The sequence below is a fragment of the Oceanihabitans sp. 2_MG-2023 genome, from assembly GCF_030547245.1.
Lineage (GTDB): Bacteria > Bacteroidota > Bacteroidia > Flavobacteriales > Flavobacteriaceae > Oceanihabitans.
Genome location: NZ_JAUOQT010000002.1, coordinates 474,028 through 495,512, shown reverse-complemented (window position 1 = coordinate 495,512; position 21,485 = coordinate 474,028). Strand labels below are relative to the sequence as shown.

15 protein-coding genes are annotated in these 21,485 nt (G+C 31.4%); 4 read left to right on the top strand and 11 right to left on the bottom strand.

The features are described 5' to 3' along the window. Positions 1-24: 24 nt before the first annotated feature. Genes Q4512_RS06070 through Q4512_RS06055 form a run of 4 tightly spaced genes read right to left on the bottom strand, consistent with a single transcriptional unit; the run spans position 25 to position 6,724 of the window. The gene (locus Q4512_RS06070; RefSeq protein WP_303422907.1) at positions 25-3,549 is read right to left on the bottom strand and encodes an efflux RND transporter permease subunit; all 3,525 of its coding nucleotides are present in this window, start codon (positions 3,547-3,549) and stop codon (positions 25-27) included. Between the two features lie 10 nt (positions 3,550-3,559). Beyond that, on the bottom strand, positions 3,560-4,732 hold the full coding sequence (locus Q4512_RS06065; RefSeq protein ID WP_303422904.1) for an efflux RND transporter periplasmic adaptor subunit: 1,173 nt from the start codon (positions 4,730-4,732) through the stop codon (positions 3,560-3,562). A 22-nt stretch (positions 4,733-4,754) separates the two neighbouring features. Next, the gene (locus Q4512_RS06060) at positions 4,755-6,098 is read right to left on the bottom strand and encodes a TolC family protein (protein WP_303422898.1); all 1,344 of its coding nucleotides are present in this window, start codon (positions 6,096-6,098) and stop codon (positions 4,755-4,757) included. 20 nt (positions 6,099-6,118) lie between these two features. Further along, on the bottom strand, positions 6,119-6,724 hold the full coding sequence (locus Q4512_RS06055; RefSeq protein ID WP_303422895.1) for a TetR/AcrR family transcriptional regulator: 606 nt from the start codon (positions 6,722-6,724) through the stop codon (positions 6,119-6,121). 123 nt (positions 6,725-6,847) lie between these two features. Between Q4512_RS06055 and Q4512_RS06050 the strand changes: the two genes are divergently transcribed. Further along, positions 6,848-7,822: a polyprenyl synthetase family protein gene (locus Q4512_RS06050; protein ID WP_303422893.1), complete on the top strand. Its 975-nt coding sequence runs from the start codon at positions 6,848-6,850 to the stop codon at positions 7,820-7,822. A 78-nt stretch (positions 7,823-7,900) separates the two neighbouring features. Beyond that, on the top strand, positions 7,901-8,251 hold the full coding sequence (locus tag Q4512_RS06045) for a hypothetical protein (RefSeq protein WP_303422890.1): 351 nt from the start codon (positions 7,901-7,903) through the stop codon (positions 8,249-8,251). Here Q4512_RS06045 and Q4512_RS06040 read toward each other — a convergent pair. Continuing rightward, positions 8,248-8,793, bottom strand: a complete 546-nt coding sequence (locus Q4512_RS06040) for an alpha-ketoglutarate decarboxylase (RefSeq protein WP_303422887.1) — start codon at positions 8,791-8,793, stop codon at positions 8,248-8,250. The genes Q4512_RS06045 and Q4512_RS06040 overlap by 4 nt on opposite strands. 116 nt (positions 8,794-8,909) lie before the next feature. Here Q4512_RS06040 and Q4512_RS06035 point away from each other — a divergent pair, with 116 nt between their 5' ends. Both Q4512_RS06035 and odhB read left to right on the top strand, forming a co-directional pair. Then, a complete protein-coding gene (locus Q4512_RS06035; protein ID WP_303422884.1) occupies positions 8,910-11,666 on the top strand; it encodes a 2-oxoglutarate dehydrogenase E1 component in 2,757 nt (918 codons plus the stop codon). 21 nt (positions 11,667-11,687) lie between these two features. Then, a complete protein-coding gene (odhB, locus tag Q4512_RS06030; protein WP_303422881.1) occupies positions 11,688-12,899 on the top strand; it encodes a 2-oxoglutarate dehydrogenase complex dihydrolipoyllysine-residue succinyltransferase in 1,212 nt (403 codons plus the stop codon). Positions 12,900-13,955: 1,056 nt separating this feature from the next. Here the strand turns inward: odhB and Q4512_RS06025 are convergent. The 6 genes from Q4512_RS06025 to Q4512_RS06000 all read right to left on the bottom strand — a co-directional run bounded on the left by Q4512_RS06025 (position 13,956) and on the right by Q4512_RS06000 (position 21,432). Further along, positions 13,956-14,588, bottom strand: coding sequence for a response regulator transcription factor (locus Q4512_RS06025; RefSeq protein ID WP_303422878.1), 633 nt, complete (start codon positions 14,586-14,588; stop codon positions 13,956-13,958). Positions 14,589-14,647: 59 nt separating this feature from the next. Further along, positions 14,648-15,091, bottom strand: coding sequence for a retropepsin-like aspartic protease (locus Q4512_RS06020; protein ID WP_303422876.1), 444 nt, complete (start codon positions 15,089-15,091; stop codon positions 14,648-14,650). After that, positions 15,088-17,661, bottom strand: coding sequence for a CHAT domain-containing protein (locus Q4512_RS06015; RefSeq protein WP_303422873.1), 2,574 nt, complete (start codon positions 17,659-17,661; stop codon positions 15,088-15,090). Before Q4512_RS06015 ends, Q4512_RS06020 begins: the two co-directional genes overlap by 4 nt. 39 nt (positions 17,662-17,700) lie before the next feature. Further along, the gene (locus Q4512_RS06010; RefSeq protein ID WP_303422871.1) at positions 17,701-19,662 is read right to left on the bottom strand and encodes a PKD domain-containing protein; all 1,962 of its coding nucleotides are present in this window, start codon (positions 19,660-19,662) and stop codon (positions 17,701-17,703) included. A 223-nt stretch (positions 19,663-19,885) separates the two neighbouring features. Beyond that, positions 19,886-20,911 (bottom strand): hypothetical protein, encoded by a 1,026-nt coding sequence (locus Q4512_RS06005; protein WP_303422868.1) that lies wholly within the window; start codon positions 20,909-20,911, stop codon positions 19,886-19,888. An 80-nt stretch (positions 20,912-20,991) separates the two neighbouring features. Next, a complete protein-coding gene (locus Q4512_RS06000) occupies positions 20,992-21,432 on the bottom strand; it encodes a hypothetical protein (protein ID WP_303422866.1) in 441 nt (146 codons plus the stop codon). Between the last annotated feature and the right edge of the window lie 53 nt (positions 21,433-21,485).

The following is a 21,485-nucleotide window of genomic DNA, read 5'->3' as shown; positions in this document are numbered from 1 at the left end:
GCTTCGGATTTTTTATTCTATAATTTATTCTTCTATATGCTTGTTTGCAATTAAAACTTCTGAATTCATTATATCTTTTGAAGTTGTTTTCTTTCTTAACCACATTTTAAACTTCATAATTAAGAAGAATAAAATTGGCACTGCAATTAAAGTTAAAAATGTTGCAATTATTAAACCGTAAATTACGGTCCATGCTAATGGCCCCCAAAACACAACGTTGTCTCCGCCCATATATATTTTTGGGTCAAAATCTGCAAATAAGGTAAAGAAGTTAATATTAAAGCCAATTGCTAATGGAATTAAACCAAGAATAGTGGTGATGGCTGTTAATAAAACTGGTCTTAAACGTGCTTTACCTGCTTTAACAATTGCTTCAAATAAATCGTTAGTTTCTAGGTAGTCCGTTTGTTCTAAACCTAAGTCGTTTTTCTTTCTATCTATTAAAAGTTGGGCATAATCTAGAAGTACTACACCGTTGTTTACAACAATTCCTGCTAATGAGATAATCCCCATCATAGTCATCATAATTACAAAAGAAGACCCTGTAATTACCATACCACCAAATACACCTATTAAACTTAATAGAATAGAAATCATGATAATAGTAGGTTTAGATATTGAGTTGAATTGAAAGATTAGTATGAAGAAAATTAATCCCAAACCAGTCAGTAAAGCTCCCATTAAAAAAGCCATTTGCTTGTTTTGCTCTTCAATTTGACCAGTATAATCTATTTTGATGTTTTTAGGCATATTTTCAAAAGCTTTCATTTCGTTTTGTACTTGAGCAACAATTGCTCCTGCATCTGTAAACCCCGGAGATAATTGAGAGTATACAGTTACCACACGTTTTACATCTTTGTGTTTAATTGCACTAAACCCAGAATTGTTACTGTGTTCTGCAATTGCAGAAACAGGAACCTCTTTTAAATTACCAGTATTATCTCTAAACGTTATTTTTTGATTAAAAACAGCATTAGGATTGTACCTGTTGGCCTTATTAAAACGAACATAAATATCATAATCTTCACCGTCTTCTTTATAGATTCCTGCTTTAGCTCCAAAGATAGAATTACGAATTTGTTGACCAACTTGTGATGTATTAATACCTAACTCCCCAGCTTTTTTACGGTCTACAACAACCTGCATTCCAGGTTTGTCTTTGTTTACATCAATCTTAATTTCATCTACTCCAGGAATATTCTTTGAGTTAATAAAATCTCTCATTCTTTCTGCAGTAACAATTAACTCACTATAATCATTACCTTCAATTTCAATGTTAATTGGAGCTCCTGCTGGTGGTCCGTTAGCATCTTTTTCTACCGAAATTAAAACTCCTGGATAAATGCCAACCAATGCCGCTTGTACTTTCTGGCGTAATAATTCACTGTCTTCACCACGTCTGTATTTATATTCACGCATAGAAGCAGTAATTTTTCCTTTGTGTGGTAATTCGCCTCCAGAACCTGCGTCTACAGTTGGATTACCTGCTCCTTCTCCAACTTGCGAAACAGCACTTTCTACCATAAAATTGTAGTCGCCATCTGTGTATTGCGATTCGTTTAATACAACATATACTTTCTTTTCAATTTCTTTAGTAATTGTATTCGTTTTTTCGATATCTGTTCCTTGCGGATACTCTATATAAACAATAATTTGATTAGGCTTATTGTCAGGAAAGAATTCTACTTTAGTACGTTGTGAAGCCAATGAAGCTCCAAAGGCAATAAAAGAAATAATTAACAATAGAAAGGTTCCACCTATTAGCCAGTAAGGTCTAGATTTAGATAACGCTTTACGTAATTGACGTTCGTACCAATTTTCTAAACGTGGTAGTACTTTGGTTTGAAAAGCATTTGCCCATTTGCGTAAAAAGAGTCTATACGCCCAAAGCATGATAGCAGTAAAAATCATTAATGACCCTAATGCTCTATTAGTACCGCCAACTAGGTATATTAATACCCCAAGAATTGCCATAATAGTTGTTACTATAATAATTTGTTTTAATGGCATATTTTCATCTTCGGTACTCATAAAGTTAGAGACTAAAACCGAGTTGAAAAAGATAGCTACTATTAATGAAGAACTTAAAACAATAGCTAAAGTAATAGGTAAAAGTTTCATAAACTCTCCCATTACCCCTGGCCATAAACCTAACGGTATAAATGCTGCAACTGTTGTTGCTGTAGAGATAATTATTGGAAAAGCAATTTCACCAATCCCTTTTTTTGCAGCATCTATTCTGTTCATGCCTTCTTCGTCCATAAGGCGATACACATTTTCTACAACCACAATTCCATTATCTACTAACATCCCTAAGCCCATAATTAAACCAAAGAGTATCATTGTATTTAAAGTATAGCCTAACATGTTTAATATCATGAGCGACATAAACATAGACATTGGTATTGCAAAGCCTACAAATATGGCATTTTTAAACCCTAAAAAGAACATTAACACAGTAACTACTAGTATAACACCAAAAAGGATGTTGTTTACTAAATCGTCAACAGCAGCAATCGTTACAGAAGATTGATCGTTAGCAATGGTTACTTCTAAATCTGGAGGAAAAACATTGTCTATTGCATCCTGTACCATAACTTGTATTTGCTCGGCAGCAGCAACCATGTTAGATCCAGCGCGTTTTTTGACATCTAACATTACAACCTGCTCTCCATATTGTCTAGCAAATGTTGTAATGTCTTTTTCTTTAAAGGAAACATCAGCTACATCTTTTAAATATATAGGGTTTCCGTTTTCTGCTTTTACTACAAAGTTTTCTAATTCGGAAGGTTTTTCTATTTCACCTAAAATACGAATGGTACGTCGTTGACCGCTAGTTATTAAATTACCAGCAGACATGGTAGAATTTCCGCCATTAATAGTGTTAATTATATCGTTAAAGCTAACTTTTGCAGCTTGCATTTTGTAAATATCAACTGCAACTTCTACTTCTTTGTCTTGTACACCGCGAATATCTACTTGTTTAATTTCTCGAAGGCTTTCAATTTCATCTTGGAGGTATTCACCAAATTCTTTTAATTTTCCAACAGTGTAATCTCCAGAAATGTTAATGTTAAGTATTGGCATTTCTTCACTCATGCTCAATGCAAAAACATTAGGTTCAACTTTTGCTCCATTAAAAGTTGGCCAATCTTCACTAGAGGTTTCTCCTTCTATTTCATCTTTTACTTTTTGCTTAGCTTCTTCAACTTCCAGATGCTCATCAAACTCGACAATTACCATAGAATAATCTTCTTGTGATGTTGAGGTGATTTCTACAACATTACTAACGGTTTTAAGTTTTTCTTCTAGTGGATCTGTTATTAGTTTCTCGATGTCTTCGGCAGTATTACCAAAAAATGGTGTGCTTATGTAAATTTTAGTTTCTTTAATTTCTGGGAAACTTTCACGCGGCATTTCAAAAAAAGCAGAAACACCTAAATAAAAGATAACTGCCATAACTACATACATGGTAGTTTTGTTGTTAATTGCCCAAGAGGATAATCCGAATTCTTTATCGACTTGGTTGTTTTTTTTCTTTTTAATCATGAGGTCTAAATTACTGGTTGATTACTTTAACGGTTTGTCCGTTTTTCACACTACGTGCTCCTTCTTGAATAATTTCAGCACCATCATTAATACCTTTTAAAACTTCAATTACATCACCTTGTGTTTTTCCTGTTTCAATAATTACACGTTCGGCAACTCCTTCTTCGTTTTCATTTTTATCTTTTACTACATAAATGTATTGTTTTCCTTCTGCATTTTCCGAAATAATACTTTGCGGAATTAACAGAGCTTCTTTATTTGTATAGTCGTTAATTTTAAGTTTTGCTGTTAAGTTAGGTTTAATGGTTTTGTCTTTATTAGGAACAGCAACTTCTACCTTAAAGGTTCTATTTGCAGGATTGATGAAATTGCCAGCTTGTCTTATTTTAGCGTCTAAAGTTTTTCCTAAAATTGGAAATTCTACTTCTACATTTTTATTTACAGTTACATTAGAGATATATCGCTCTGGCACATCTGTCTCAATATACATATTGTCTAAATTTACTATGCGCATCAATTGCGATTGTCCTGCAGCAACTACACTTCCTTGGTCTGTAATAACATCATCAATAGTTCCTGTGAACGGTGCTTTAACTACCGTTTTTTTAATTTGTTGTTGTATTTGGTTTACTGCTTGTTCTTGAGCTTCGTAACTAGATTTTGCTTGTAGGTATTGAATTTCACTTCCAATTTTTTGGTTCCATAAACGTTCTTGACGTTCAAAAGTAGTTTTAGCAAGGTTTGCTTGAATTTGTGCTTGTGCTAATTGCTGACTCATACCTCCATCATCAATTTTGGCTAAAATTTGACCTTTAGAAACTTTTTGTCCTTCTTTTACATATACACGAGTAAGAATACCAGAGTATTCTGGAAAAATTAATAGGTTGTTTTTAGTACTTACACTTCCTTGTAATTCTAAAAAGTGATTAAAAACAGTTTGTTTAGCTTTAAAAGTGGTTATTAATGGTACTTTTTTAGTGGTGTCTAATTTTGCGATTTTTGAATCTAATTGCTTTAGTTGTTCTGCAATTTCTTGTTGTTGTGCAACGATTTCTCCACGTTTTATTCTAATGGTTTCTAGGTTATTGCTTTCTAGAACTTTTTCAATAGTATTTTTTTTCTTTTCACCACCACAGGAAGCTAAAAGGAATGCTGCAAGTATTATTGGATATATGTTTTTCATTTTAAAATGGTTTCTGGTTGTTTTAGTTTTTAGGTATTTCGTTTAAAGCAGTTTCAAGTTCTGCTTTGGTATTAATAACATCTAGCATTGCTTGTAATAATTCTTGCTGTGCTGCGTATAACTGTGTTTGTGCTTGACGTAAATCGAAACTAGATGCGATGCCTTCAAAAAATTTAGTTTGATTTTTTTGTTCGATACGCTCTGCAAGATTTAAGTTTTGTTTTTTGTTTTCGTAATCTTCCATAGCAAACTGGTAATCGCTTTTAGCAGCTGCTATTTGTAGTTTTAATTGTTGTTGGGTTTCTGTTAAATCCTCTTGCGCTTTTTCGAGATTTACTTTTGCTCTTTGGGTAGATGCACTACGCATTCCTGAGCTAAATATTGGTATATTTAAACTCACACCAAACATAGAAGAGCCAAACCATTTTTGATTGCTATTTGCAAAATGAAATGTTTCGTTATAAGCAGAATAACCTCCATTTATAAAAGCATTTAATGTTGGTAATGCTTTGCTTTTTTCAAGTTTAAGTAATAGTTCTTTTGCTACTTTATCATTTTCAGCTATTTTGTAATCTATAGTGTTTTCTACATTTTCTTCAGCATTTAATAGGTTTAATGCCGAATTATAATTAGCCAAGCCACTTAAATTATCTGTTAATTTAGAGTTGATGCTTAAGTCTAGACCTAGTGTTATATTAAACATTTGGTATGCTAGTTTTTTTAGCCTCTCAGTATTTTTTAATTGGCTTTTTATTCCAGAAAGAGTAATTTGTAATTGTTCTACACTTTCTTCTTCTTCTAAGCCATTCTCATAAATTTTTGTGGTTTCGAAAATATTTTTTTCTAAAACACTAATATTTCTGTTTAAAACCGCCAGACTTTCTTCTGCAAGTAAAACATTGCCATAAGCATTAATAACAGCTTTGCGCACCTCTAAATCTGTTTTCTCTTTTGCATTTTTAGATATTTCTAGAAATACTTTAGCAGACTGTAATCCTACTAGATAGGAGCCGTCAAATAATTTTTGTGTTAAAGTGGCAGTTGCAGTTGTGCTTTGTTTTGTGCTAAAATTAACAGGTATAAATGTTCCTGGTGTTCCTCCAGTTAGCTCAGCAGGAAGTAATGTAACTTGTTGTTTTAGCCAGTTTTGGTAATCTACCGTTGCATTTATTTGAGGTAAACCAGTTGCAGTGGTTTCCCATTTTTGTAATTCTGCTGCTTTAATATCTCGTGCTGCATTTTTTGCAGTCCTGTTGTTTTTTAAAGCATAGTTTATTGCTTCTTGTAAGCTAAAACTCGAAGTGCTTTCTTGCGAAAAAACTACAGAGGTAATTACAAAGAATAGCAGTGTGATACTTTTTTTCATTAGATTGATTTATGATTGATTTAAGATTGATTGTTGTTTGTAAATTTGTTTAAAGTTTGTAGTCCTTTTTCGCTACAAATTGCTCTTAAATGGTATTCTAGATAGCTTTCCATTAGATATTCCATGGTGAATTTATTGGAAGGAAAAATACTTTCATCTTTAATTCCCGACATTCCATTAAAGTACATTCTTGAAATAAAATCAACATCTATATTTTTTCTAAATAAATGGGTGTCTACTCCTTTTTGAATACTATCTTTAACCGATTCATGCATTTTTTCAAATTGTTTCATCTGTAAACTTTGATAAATTTGCGGATAGTATTTCTTCAATTGATATTGTGGTGATGTTTTTTCATTTTTTAAATAATTCATCACAAACATTTTAATGTCGTACAATTCTTCAATTGGGTTCTGCGAATCATTACAAATACAATCTATTCCTCCACAAATGTTTTCAAAAACATTTAATGTAGTAGCTTCTATTAATTTGGTTTTATTCTCAAAATGTTGATATATAGTTTTTTTGGATATGCCTAAAGCATTCGCTATATCGTCCATAGTGACACTCTTAAAACCTAAGGTTAGGAATAATTCGGCCGATTTATGTATAATTTTTTCTCTCATAATTTGACGCAAAGATAGCACAGGAAACTTTAAATACAAAAAAAGTTTCCAAAGTTTTAATCATTTTTTAACTTTTACTTAAAGAATCGCTTTATTATTTTATAAATCCCTTATTTTTGCAGGATGCAAAACATTCTATTTTACCAAGAAGCATTTGTTTCCTATTTAGAGAAATTTGTTTCCAAGAGAGAGCCAGAAACATTATATGATCCGATACATTATATATTAAATATAGGAGGTAAAAGATTACGTCCTGTTTTAACTTTAATGACAGCAGAGATTTTTAATACGGATTATAAAAAAGCTTTAGATGCAGCTTTAAGTATAGAGGTATTTCATAATTTCTCGCTTGTGCATGATGACATTATGGACGATGCACCTTTGCGAAGAGGACAAGAAACAGTTCATGAAAAATGGAATATAAACACAGGTATTCTTTCTGGTGATGCGATGCTTATTTTAGCATATCAACTTTTTGAAAATTATAATCCAGAAACCTTTCAAGCGTTAGCTAAATTATTTAGCAAAACAGCATTAGAAGTTTGTGAAGGCCAACAATATGATGTTGATTTTGAAACACGTGAGGATGTTACAATTACCGAGTATTTAAAAATGATAGAATACAAAACTGCAGTTTTGGTTGGTGCAGCTATGCAAATGGGAGCAATTATTGCAGGAGCAACAAAGGAAGATCAAAATACAATTTATCAATTTGGAAAGAATCTAGGAATTGCTTTTCAATTGCAAGATGATTATTTAGACGTATTTGGAGATCCAGAAACCTTTGGTAAACAGGTTGGTGGTGATATTATTGAAAACAAAAAAACGTATTTATATTTAAAAGCTTTGGAGTTTTCTTCGGAAGCAGACCAGCTTCAATTACAACATTTATTTAGTATAAACCCTACAGATGCTTCTGATAAAATTGAAGCTACAAAAGAAGTTTTTATTACTAGTGGTTCTGCCGAAGCAACAAAGCGAGCTATTGAAACATATACAAATAAAGCATTTCTTGTTTTAGAAACTTTACAGATTTCAGAAGAAAATAAAACAGCATTAAAACAGTTTGGTAAACAATTAATGAACAGAACCGTATAATGCTATTTCTTTGAAATAAGGAAAAGTAGTATAAAAACTAAATTTAAATAGATTTCTGCATTTGCTGGAAGAATAAAAATGAATTCACCTATAACTTTTAACGATTTAATTGAAGAGGCAAATAGTCTTCAGCTTTATAAAAAATTAATAAAACAACTTAATAAAGATTTTTTGTTTGCTAACATTGATTTAGATTTTGACGAAGAAATTTTACCTACAAGTTTAAAGCTGTTACTTCATGAAACGGTTTATAAACTCATACAAGAAAAGTTTGCAGAGTATTTAAATCTTCTTTACATAATAGATGTGCCTGAAAAACAAGTTAAAGAATTAAACGGAGACGATACGGTTCAGTTAGCCGAAGATGTTTCGTTTTTAATTTTAAAACGCGAATGGCAAAAAGTATGGTTTAAAAATAAGTATTCTTAAAAATAAACTCTAACAAAAGGAATCCAGGCACTACCATATACACTTTTGTCGTCATCATATAACACATCGTATCTTATGCCAATAGTAAAGTTTTGAGACCTGTAACCAGCACCTAAGAATAATGCGGGTGACCAATATGTTTCATCTAAATTACTAACATAGCTAGAATCAAAATCCCTATTTACGTGTAACTGCTCGAACTCTCCAGAGAGTTGTATTTCTGGAATAGGATTATACAAACCAATAATACCACCACCTAAAATAGTTGATTTGTAAGCATTTTTACGTTTGTTATACGTAGTATTAAGAGTTATACCTAAAGCAAATTGATCGTCAAATTGGTAAATAGCACTTGGCGCTAAAGTTCCACTAAAAAAGCCATCACCAAAACCTAATCCAATTCCACCTCCAACACGAACTTTTTGCCAAAAAGCACTCTTTTGTTTTACATTATTTTCTTGTGCTTTTGCAGATATATTAACAAAACAAGAAAAGACTAAAAAAGCAATAATTTTTTTGGTAAAAGGAGCAGATATATTCATAATTGTATAAAATGTTAAAATAGAATGTTATAAATATAATAAAACTACATCTAATTTTAGTAAAAGTTGTATTTTTGAATAAATTTTGTTGAAGCTAGATTCTCTCAAAAAAAATAATGGATAAATATTCCTTTTTAAACGCAGCACATACAGCATACTTTGCTGATCTTTACGACCAATATATAAAAAACCCAGACTCCGTTGAGCCTAGTTGGAGAGCCTTTTTTCAAGGTTACGATTTTGGTTCCGAAACTTTTGGAACAAATGGAGAAATAGTTGAAGGTGTTTCAACTCAAATTCCAGAACATGTTCAAAAAGAGTTTCAGGTAGTAAAACTTATAGATGGTTATAGAACCAGAGGTCATTTGTTTACCGCAACAAACCCAGTTCGAGCAAGACGTAAATACGCACCAACTCTAGAAATTGAAAACTTTGGCTTGTCTCAAGCAGACCTAGACACCGTTTTTAATGCTGGAGATATTTTAGATTTAGGCCCGCAAACACTTCGTGAAATACGTAAACATTTAGAAGCTATTTATTGTAGTTCTATAGGTGTAGAGTATATGTACATTAGAAATGTTGAACGTAAACAATGGGTTCAAAATAAATTGAACTTTAATGATAATCAACCAAGTTTTTCTGCCGAAGAAAAAAAGCACATACTTAAAAAATTAAACGAAGCAGTTTCGTTTGAAAGTTTTTTACATACTAAATATGTTGGACAAAAACGTTTTTCTCTTGAAGGAGGTGAATCTTTAATTCCTGCATTAGATGCACTTATTGAAAAAGCATCTGAATATGATGTAAAAGAATTTGTAATGGGAATGGCACATCGTGGTCGTTTAAGTACACTTACTAATATTTTTGGTAAATCTGCAAAAGATATCTTTAGTGAGTTTGATGGTAAAGATTACGAACAAGAAGTATTTGATGGAGATGTAAAATATCACTTAGGTTGGACTAGTGATAGAGTTACAGACACCGGAAAAAAAATAAATCTAAACATTGCACCAAATCCGTCGCATTTAGAAACGGTTGGCGCTGTAGTAGAAGGTATAACAAGAGCCAAACAAGACGATAAATACCCAGAAAACCCATCGCAAGTACTACCTATTGTAGTTCATGGTGATGCTGCAATAGCAGGACAAGGTTTAGTGTATGAAATCGTACAGATGGCACAATTAGATGGTTACAAAACAAACGGAACCATTCATATAGTAGTAAACAACCAAATAGGTTTTACAACAAATTATTTAGATGCAAGATCAAGTACCTATTGTACCGATGTTGGAAAAGTAACACTTTCGCCAGTATTACACGTAAATGCAGATGATGCAGAAGCAGTAGTTCATGCCGTTTTATTCGCTCTACATTTTAGAATGAAATTTAAACGTGATGTCTTTATTGACTTATTAGGATACAGAAAATATGGACATAATGAAGGAGATGAACCAAAGTTCACGCAACCTTTATTATATAAAGCAATAGCAAAACATAAAAATCCTAGAGATATTTATGCGGAGAAATTAATAGCTGAAGGAGTTATAGATAATAATTATGTTTCTAAATTAGAACAAGATTATAAAAATGCATTAGAAGAGAAATTAGAAGATTCTCGAAAAATTAAAACAACAGAAATCACACCATTTATGAGTAATGAATGGATAGATTTTACTACTGCTCAAGAAGACGGGATGATGCAGCCAGTGGACACTTCGTATGCTGCTGAAGGATTAGCGAAAATAACGAAAGTACTTTCTAATCTTCCTGAAGATAAAAAGTTTATTCGAAAAATTTCTCGCCTTATTGAATCTAGACAAACCATGTTTGATGAAAACAGATTAGATTGGGCAATGGCAGAACATTTAGCATATGGAACCCTTTTAGAAGAAGGTTACGATGTTAGAATTTCTGGTCAAGATGTAGAAAGAGGAACCTTTTCACACAGACATGCTGTTGTAAAAGTAGAAGATAGCGAAGAAGAAATTGTATTACATAATAACATAAGTGATACTCAAGGAAACTTCTATATTTTTAACTCCTTATTATCAGAGTATGGTGTTGTAGGATTCGATTATGGTTATGCTATGGCAAGTCCAAAAACTCTAACCATTTGGGAAGCGCAATTTGGAGACTTTAGTAATGGAGCGCAAATTATGTTAGATCAATATATCACTGCAGCTGAAGATAAATGGAAATTACAAAATGGTTTAGTGATGTTATTACCACATGGTTATGAAGGCCAAGGGGCAGAGCATTCTTCTGCTCGTATGGAGCGATATCTTCAAATGTGTGCTAAAGATAATATGTTTGTAGTAGATTGTACTACACCTGCAAATATGTACCATTTGTTACGTAAGCAAATGAAAGCAAATTTCAGAAAACCACTAATTGTGTTTACACCAAAGAGTTTACTACGTCATCCATTAGTTGTTTCTAGTGTTGATGAAATAGCTAACGGAAGCTTCCAAATGCTAATTGATGATGCAAAAGCAACAGCAGATAACGTAAAGACGTTAGTGTTTGTAACCGGAAAGTTCTACTATGATTTACTAGAAGAGCAACAAAAATTAGAAAGAGAAGATGTTGCATTAGTTAGAATAGAGCAATTATTCCCATTACCAATAGAAGATATTCGAAAAGTATTAAGTAAATATACAAATGCAGACGATATAGTTTGGGCACAAGAAGAACCAAGAAATATGGGAGCTTACAGCCATATGTTAATGCATTTAGAGGAAGCTAAAACTTTTAGAGCAGCAAGTAGAAGACCTTATGGAGCACCAGCAGCTGGTAGTTCTGTACGATCTAAAAAACGTCATCAAGAAGTAATTGATTTCGTGTTTGACAAAACAAAAAACAATCAACGATAATATAAAGTAAAATTATAGAGCATGATTTTAGAAATGAAAGTTCCTTCACCAGGAGAATCTATTACAGAAGTAGAAATAGCAACATGGTTAGTTGAAGAAGGTGATTATGTAGAAAAAGACCAAGCTATTGCAGAAGTAGATAGTGATAAAGCAACATTAGAACTCCCTGCTGAAGCTAGTGGAACAATTACTTTTAAAGCAGAAGAAGGAGATGCTGTTGCCGTTGGAGCAGTGGTATGTTTAATTGATACAAGTGCAGCTAAACCAGAAGGAGGTGAAGCTCCAAAAACAGAAGCTAAAGTAGAAGCACCTAAAGCAGAAGCTCCAAAAGCAGAAACACCTAAAACTGAGACTTACGCAACAGGAACAGCAAGTCCTGCAGCAAAAAAGATTCTAGCAGAAAAAGGAATGCAAGCATCTGCTGTTAAAGGAACAGGAAAAGATGGTAGAGTAACTAAAGAGGATGCTGTACAAGCAGTACCTTCAATGGGGACACCAACAGGTGGAAATAGAGGTTCTTCTAGAAGTAAAATGTCTATGCTTCGACGTAAAGTAGCAGAGCGTTTAGTAGAAGCTAAAAACACAACAGCAATGTTAACTACGTTTAACGAAGTTAATATGACTCCAATTTTTGAATTACGTACTCAATATAAAGAAGACTTTAAAGCAAAGCATGGTGTAGGTTTAGGATTCATGAGTTTCTTTTCTCTTGCAGTAGTAAGAGCATTACAAATGTATCCTGCTGTAAACTCTATGATAGACGGAAAAGAAATGTTAACCTACGATTTTGTAGATATTTCGATTGCAGTATCAGGACCAAAAGGACTTATGGTTCCAGTAATAAGAAATGCAGAAAACTTATCTTTTAGAGGTGTTGAATCTGAAGTAAAACGTTTAGCCCTTCGTGCAAGAGACGGTCAAATTACTGTAGATGAAATGACAGGTGGTACATTTACTATTACTAATGGAGGTGTTTTTGGAAGTATGTTATCTACACCAATTATAAATCCACCTCAAAGTGGGATTTTAGGTATGCATAATATTATTCAAAGACCAATAGCTGTAGATGGTAAGGTAGAAATTCACCCAATGATGTATGTGGCACTATCTTATGATCACAGAATTATTGATGGTAAAGAATCTGTAGGATTCTTAGTGGCTGTTAAAGAGGCCCTAGAAAACCCAGTAGAATTGTTAATGAATAACGATATTAAGAAAGCTTTAGAAATGTAACATTTTAAAAGTTTATAAATAAAAAAGCGCGATATCCCTAAAATCGCGCTTTTTTTGTTTAATTAACTAAAATAAAACTAAAAGAAATTTACATAAATGTTAACTAGTATAATTGTAATAACTAAAATAACTAAACCAGCAATAAGTAGTTTGTGTGTGAAATTTAGGTTGTTTTCCATTTCTAGAGTATTTTCCATTTTTTCCTAATTTAAACTCTTTAGATTATGTTATTCTAAAAAGTGATTATAAGTAATTGATTAATAGCACTGTAAATATAAAACAGATAAAGCACAAATGAAATACGTAGATATACGTATTTTTTAGATTTTATTTTTTGAGTAAAAACACTTTAATCTGTTGTTTTTTAGCGGTTAGGTCGTTTTTGGTTAAATAAGTGTAAAAATTAAGTTTTAATAGATGTATGCGGTAAGAGATATAAAAAAGGAAATTTATAGTATCTAAATACGAGAGCTTATATTATTCGCTTTTGTTAAAAAAGCGAAAACTCCACATTATAATAATGTAGAGTTTTCTTGCAAAAATAATTTTCCCTAAAAACTAATTAATAGCATACAGTAAAGATATGTTATGTTATCGATATAAAAAATACGTAGTTCTACGTATTTTTTAATAAAAATAGGCTGTAAAAAATAAAAGGCTCTAGCTTAAAAAAAAACTAGAGCCTTTAACAATTCTCCCTAAGAACTGATTAATAGCAGTGTAAAGGTATGTTATGTTATTGACATGTGAAATACGTAGTTCTACGTATTTTTTAATAAAAAGAGCTGTAAAAAATAAAAGGCTCTAGCTTAAAAAACTAGAGCCTTTAACAATTCTCCCTAAAGAACCGATTAATAGCAGTGTAAAGATATGTTATGTTATCGATATAAAAAATACGTAGTTCTACGTATTTTTTAATAAAAATAGGCTATAAAAAATAAAAGGCTCTAGCTTAAAAAAACTAGAGCCTTTAACAATTCTCCCTAAGAACTGATTAATAGCAGTGTAAAGGTATGTTATGTTATTGACATGTGAAATACGTAGTTCTACGTATTTTTAAAACTTATCTTTATTTAAATTAGCCCATATAGAAAGCGCTGTTGGTTTATTGTCAAGTTTTAGTTTAGCAACAATGTTAGAGCGATGTTTTTCTATTGTTCTAACAGAAATAAAAAGCTTATCAGCTATTTGCTGACTAGTCATGTTTTCGGAGATAAGCAATACAATCTTTCTTTCCGATTTAGTAAGGTTTTCTAATACACTTGTACTATTTACTGTTTCCGATTTGTTGAGGTAGTCTGCAATTTCTTCACTAAAATAAGGTTCATCCATTTCTACATGTGCAATACATGTTTCAATTTCTTCAATAGCAAACTCTTTTAATATATAACCGTAAATACCAAGTGCTTTTGCTTTATCAAAAATTTCTTCCTCTTTATCAAAAGTGATTAAAATGATTTTAGTATCTAGATTGTTTTTTTTGCATTCTGCTGCAACTTCTAATCCCGTCATATATGGCATTCGAATATCTAAAAGCGCAATATCTGGTTTTTCTTTTACAATAAGATTATAGGCTGCTTGTCCATCTGGAGCACTTCCTAATATATTAAAGCCTTTAGAAGCTAAAAAATCTTGAATGCCACGAAGCATTAATGGATGATCGTCTGCTATGATTATAGAAGTGTTCATTAATTTTGAGGGAGTAATAGTTGCTATTACTGGTAAATGTAAGAAAATAGTTTAGTTATTTAGGCCTTTTTTAGATACAAATATTTCTTTTCATAATCAATAATTGCTTTCCCTTTTTTTAATATATCTGCACCAATAATACCATCTACTGGTTTTGCGTTATGGTTGGTAAGTGCCGTATTAACATGTGTGAGATTAAATAGGATAAGCGCTGTTTTTTCGTTTTTCCATCTCCCAATTTTTAATTTGTTTTTTTTAGAAATTTGAGTCAGCATATCTGTTGCTCCAGCTCCAGCTGCTTTTATTTCAGAATCTTTAACTTTAAGCTTAAAGGTTTCTATAGCTTCAAAACCAACACAAGAACTAGAAGCTCCAGTGTCTAAAATAAAAAGCCCTTTCACTCCATTTATTGAGGCCTTAATTTCAAAATGATTTGTTTTAGTGAGTTTCAGTTTTATTTTTAAATACTCTTGTTTTAGTAAAAACTCTTGTAAAGTTTTCATGTGTTCTTTCTATTAAATTTAAGGAATAAAAATACAAGTAATATTAGAGATAGTATAGTTATTAACACATATAATGAAAAAGAGCTTTCTGTTTTTGGTGTTACATTTCCATAATAAACAAAAGCGCTCCAATAATAGGGGGATTTTTTTATATTATTTATTTCATTATTATTTAGGTATTCAATTTTTGAAATATTGTTTGCTATAAATTCGGATTTGTGTTTGCTATAATTTTTGTAAAAGGACGTCATAATTTGCGAAGTAGCTAAATCATTAATTTGCCAAAGTGAAAATAATACATTATTTGCTCCTGCATATTGAAACCCTCTAGCTATACTTAATGCGCCTTCTCCTTTTTGTAATGCACCAACTCCAGTTTCGCAGGCGCTTAAAACAACAAGATTTGCTTCTATTTTAAGGCCATATAGTTCGTTTAAACTTAAGGTTTCATCATAAAAATCAATACTTGCAGGTTCTTTAAAATTACCACTTTTTGCATGTGTAGATAAATGAATAATACTATATTTTGATGCTTTTTCAATAAACTTATTTTTTGTTGCCTCTGCTTGTAAAAGAAAATCTCCATGCAAAATGTCTTCTATGTTTTCAGCTTCTGTTTTAGAATATATTAATTCTAGGTTTGTTCCTTCAAATACTGGAAAAATACCTAGTAGACTTTCTTTTTTCTTTGTTTTGTTTTGATTTAAATATAAGTAAGCATTAGCATTGTAAATCAGTTTGTGTTTTTTAACTAAAAACGGCATCTTTGAAAAAGAGGTGCTTTCTGTGTTTGCAGTTAATAATGCGTCAAACGGAATAAAACTCAATCTACTGTCAGGAATAATAATGACATTTTCTTTATCTGTTATTTCATCTAATAATAGCGTTTTATAAGTTGTATATGCATCTTCTGTAAATTTTGAAATATTATTATTTATGATTGCACTCGAATTAAAATAATTAATGAAATTAGAAATATTGTTTTTGTTTTCAGCGTTCAATTTTATACGATTAAAACGAGCTGCTTTGTCTGAAAAAATAAATTGATAGATGTAATGTATTCCATAAAAATACTCAACAAGAACAGCTTGGTCTTCTTGTAGTTTTGCTTTTAAACTTTCTAATCGAATTTTCTCTATTTGTTCAGAAATAGTATACTTTTTATGAACTTTAATATTTACTTCTTTTAAAGCAATACTAATTGCGTTAAGTTCTTGTCTTAATATGTTTTTTTCTGTTGCAGAAGCATTATTAATAGGAGTGTTTATTAATTGGTTGGTGAGTTGTTCTTCTTTTTTAATAAGCAGGTTTTGCTTAATTAGTACGCTGTCTTCTGGGTGTTGATCTAGAAGTGTTTTTTTAGTCTTGACATCTTTTAATATACTTGCTTTTTGATTTTCGGCATAATAAAAAGCACGTTCGGTATATTGAGTGTTGTCTGTATTTTGTTGAAGCTGATAAAGAATGTTAAGACATTTTTCGCTACGAATTCTATTGGCATAAAGATTAAAAAGTTGCCCTTTTTGGGAAGTGATATTTTGTTCTATTAAAGACGAAGCATAAAAACTTAAATCATAGCAAGCCAATGCTTTTTCTGGATTCGTTTGTATTTCTGCAAGTAAATCAAAAATATCAATAAAAGTGTTTTCTGGATATAATTGATTTTTGTTTGGAAGCTTTTTTTCTTCTAAACCCGGAAGCAAAATTTTTAATGCATAGTTTACATATTTGTTTGCTTGTAAGGTGTCTTTTAATAAGTAATACAGTTGTCCTTCTTGAAAAGCTAATTTCGCATATTCACGACCGGATTGTAGATTGTTTATGTTGCGATTTTTAAGTTTGTTGAAGTTTTTTTGTGCTTCTTTATAGTCTTTGTTTTTTAGAGCTTGTTCATATTTTAATGTAATATCTATTTCAGATTCTTTAGTGTGAAATCCAGGAGTAATTACCTTATCTATAATAGTAACTTTGTTTTTTATAAAAAGGGAACTTCTAGATTGTATGGTCTTAAGTGTTTTTTGTTGATAAGGTTTTAGGTTTTTAAAAAGCAACCCTTTACTTGCTGTTGCATATGCTAACTGGTAGCTTCCTATAGATTGATACAGAGTTGCCAAATTAATGGATGCTGTTATTTTTTGACTTGTGTTGTTTTGCTTTTCAGCAAGAAAAAGATATTGTTTAATAATATTTTCAGCATTGGTGTAATCTTTTGTTTTATGGTATAATGTACCCAATGGAATTAAACAATATTCTGTAATATCATAACTAACTACATTTTGTTTTTTGTACAGCGTCCATGCTTTTTCATAGGTAGCAATGGCTTGTTGTTGTTTATTTGAAGCATCTAAATAAAATGCTTTATTTGCTAGAAGATTTATGAAAGCAAAATATTCATCTTCGGTAGTTAAGTTATTTTCAAATGCACTTATTTTTTTATCAAGTGTGCTAAGAGTGGCTTCGCTTTTACTTGCATTAAAAGTTTCTGTTGCTTCATATATGGCATTTTCTAAATCTTGAGAAAAACCCAATCTAAGAATAAAAAAGCAGAGAATAAATAAGTGTTTTTTCATTAAATACAAGATTGGTTTAGGGATTTCTTATACTTCGTTTTAAAATTTCCAGATGGCATATAATTGCAAGTAATTAAAGTCTTCTTTAAAATTAATAACATATCTAGCTCCTACACTTGGCCCAATTCGTGCAAAACCAGCAGTAGCTTCAAATAATAAACCTGTTCTAAAATTATGGAAAGAATTGCTGGTTTTGTTTGAAGACTCGTTAATAGTAGTGTATGGCCCAAAGTCAATGCCATTAATATTTTCTGCTTGTTCTATTTTTGTGCTGTTTTCTGTTTTTGAACTTAAAGAAAAAGCGCCTTGTAAACCAGCTCCTAAGCCAATGAAATTATTGATGTTATATCTCGCTAAAATGGGGATTTCCCAATCTACATTGTCATAGCTATTATACGTTGTGGTTCGTTCTCTTCCAATAAAAGCAGGAGAATCTATTTCATTTACGGTTACTGTTTTGTTACTATCATAGCTATGAAAACTATTTAGTAATTCTACTTGCCAATACCATCTGTATGATTTGTAAGGAGAAAGTGTGGCTCCAACAAAATAACTTTTAGAGTTTTCTAAATTAGCATATATGTTATATCCTGCTTTTATTCCTATAGAGTTTCCAGGTAAAAATCTAGTAGTAGAATAATTTGTAATTATTGGATCGTTTTTGTCAAAAATTATTGCCGTTTTACTTTTGGTTTTTTGTTTGTGAAAATCCTTACCAAACTTGATACTGTATTTTACAAATCCTTTCGTAGAATCATATTCTTTTACATTTTTTTGTTCGCTACCAGGAAGGTAAATGTTTTTAAATGTAAATATGGCTTGTTTTTCTGTATATGTTGTGTCTAGACAGCTATATTCTACTTCTCGTTTCGGACAAATTTCGCATTTAGGATACATGTCTTCTACTAAAATGGAAGATTTATCAAACATATCTGGAATATCTGTTTCCAGTCGAATCGTTCGAGCGGGACCTTCGCCATTATTTTGAAATTTTATTTTGAACTTAGGACGTTTAAAACGAACCAATCTATAATTTAAAAACGTTGCTGAAGTAGACATTTTGTTTGGGTCATGCGAAGTTACAATTTCCATTTCCATGTCTTTTACATTATGGTTGTCAAAATTATCATCAGGAATATATACACCACGTACAGAAATAATAGCGCTTGTGTCTTTAAGCATTTCTGGTGTTGTTTTTAAAGTGTAAAAAACATTTCTTTCTTCGTTTGGTTTCATATTATCAAATTCTAAAACACTAGCATTTTTATAATATGCTTTAGAGGTTTCTAAAGTAAGCGGTAAATTGCTTTTTTCTGTACTGTCTTGAAACTTTAATCGTAATTTAGCGATGTTGTCTTCAATGGATGCTACAACACTTTCATGGTCGTCATAATCATAAGTGTATACAAAATCTGTAGCAATGCTTTCTCTTTCGTTATGGTAAGTTCTAGTGTCTGTTAGTTCGAAATTATTGGCTTGGTATTTTTGTTCATTATAAAACAAATGTAGTTTTCCGCTAGTAGCATAATCTTTAGCGTTTTTATAACTCATAATAACCACAATTTCTTCTTCTGGCATTGGTTCGGTATTACGTTGCAGTTCTAGGTTTGCACTCATACTTGCCGTTTCTGTATCGTTTTCAGGATTTGCATCCTTGGTCATACTTAATTTTTTAGGTCTAGAAACTGGAGGTTTTCCGGTGTCGTAATTATTAGTAGACCAGAGTTTAACTTCATAATCTCCAGCTTTTTTATAAGTGTGTTTTGGGTTTGTTTCTTTACTGTATTCTCCATCTCCAAACTCCCAATAGTGCGTGTAAAAAGCTTTTGGTGCTCCTGCTATTTGGTTTAATTCAGGTGCATTAGGAGTAAAGTTTACTTCGTTTCCGTTAGTATTATATTCAATGGTAGCTACTCGTCTTAATGTATCTATGGTTTGCGTTTGTTGTGCGAACGAATACCAAGAAAAAATTAGGCAAATTAATAATGTAGTAAATTTCATATAAGTTAGATTAAAGCTTTTAAAGATACAAAATAGGATAATTTAATATAATGACCAATATACTTTAAAAAGAGCTATTAAAAATTTATGTTTTTATGAAATGGGAGTTTCAGTCTATTAAAGGCTTTGTCGGTAGTCTAAAAGTGATATTGTTTTTATTGTAAATAATAAAAAGAGCAGAAAATATGTTTTCTGCTCTTTTATTAATGTTTACAATCTTGTTTTATGGTAATGCATTTATTAATGCAGTTAAACTGTTTTCTGTACCGGTATTAGTTTCGCCTAATGTAAATGTAATTATATGGTTAGCAACTATGGTTACAGGTTTTATTGCATATCTCCAAACCCCATTATCTTCGGTAACAAAAATAACATGACATTCTAAGCCAATAGGTATTTGCCCATAATGTTCACTAAAGATATTAGTATTATTATCAAAAGTATCTAGATTTGCTAAAGCTGGAGCTTCACCATCGTACGATAAATATACAGCACTATTTAAATTTGTATAGTTTGCAGGAGGTTGCACTTGAATTTGAGTTTTTGGTCTAGGATCACTATAAAAACGATCTACATTCGTCCATCCAAAATCTAGAAAAGCATAATAGGAATTCTCTTCTACAAAAACATCTTCGTTATTAACAGCGGGGTCTATTTCATTCCAAGTTAAAAGATCTTCATTGTCTATTTCACCTTCCCATAAAGTCATTACTGGATCTGGATCACCAGTTAAATTAGTAGGAATAATAAGTTGTAAACCACAGTTTGTTTCTAATTGGTTTCCGTTTTGTGTAGCTTCTACAAAAAATTCACCGCCTGAAATTAATAAAGCTTTGTCTCCATTTGGTAATTGGCCCATGGTAGGTTTGTTTGTAGTTAGCATGTTTCCTTTTTCAAATAACTCTACAAATTCTAGATCTACCTGTCCTGTTACTGTATTCCCGTTTAAGGTTAAACAATCCCCATTAATGTTTATTTGTACTCCGGCTTCCGAGGTAAGTGATATGTTACCATCGTCTGCATTAAACTGAAAGGTTTGTGTTGCATTTCCTAATGCTTGATCTTTTAATTCTGAAAAAGCTTCTGCATCTGGCACATAATTTTCTGTATTCGAATTGCCATCGTCATCAGGATTACAGCTTGTAAATAAAATGGTAGCCAAAAATAGGCTTCCAAACACTCGCTTTAAAGTGTTATTTACTAAGTTTATAATGTTTAATTGTGAATTGAAATTTCTTGAATTATTCATAATTTATAGATTTATTTGTTATACATGTTTATAAAACTGGGCACAGATTTTGTTAACCAGTTTTTAGATTTGTTTAATTTTTATTTAGGACTGCTAGCAATAATTCTGTAATTGATTATATCTCCTTTTGTAACTAATTGAATCATTCTTTTAGCTGTAAACTCTGAAGAAGCAAATCCTTGAGCTTTTGCATTTTTACTGTCTGCTTCCCAGTAATAAAGTCTTGCTTCTTTTTGGTTTAATTCGCTTGCTAGCATGTAATAACTATTAATTTGTCTTTCTAAAACAACTTCTGCTTGTCCAACAATATTTGCCATTCTTTTTGCATCAAATAAGGTTAATGCGGTTCCAGAAAATTCTCCATTTGTAGTTTTTACTGTCCAATCGTACACCTGAATTAAATCGTCTTTTGCAATTTCTACGTTTTCCATTGTAGTGTTTGGGTTTGTATTACTTGTTGTAGCGTTCATGTTTAATAAGCTAAATACTACTGTTGCGATAATTAAAATTGAATTTCTCATAATTTCTAAATGTTTATTGTTTTATAATTTGTTTTTTAATGTTTGCCATTTTG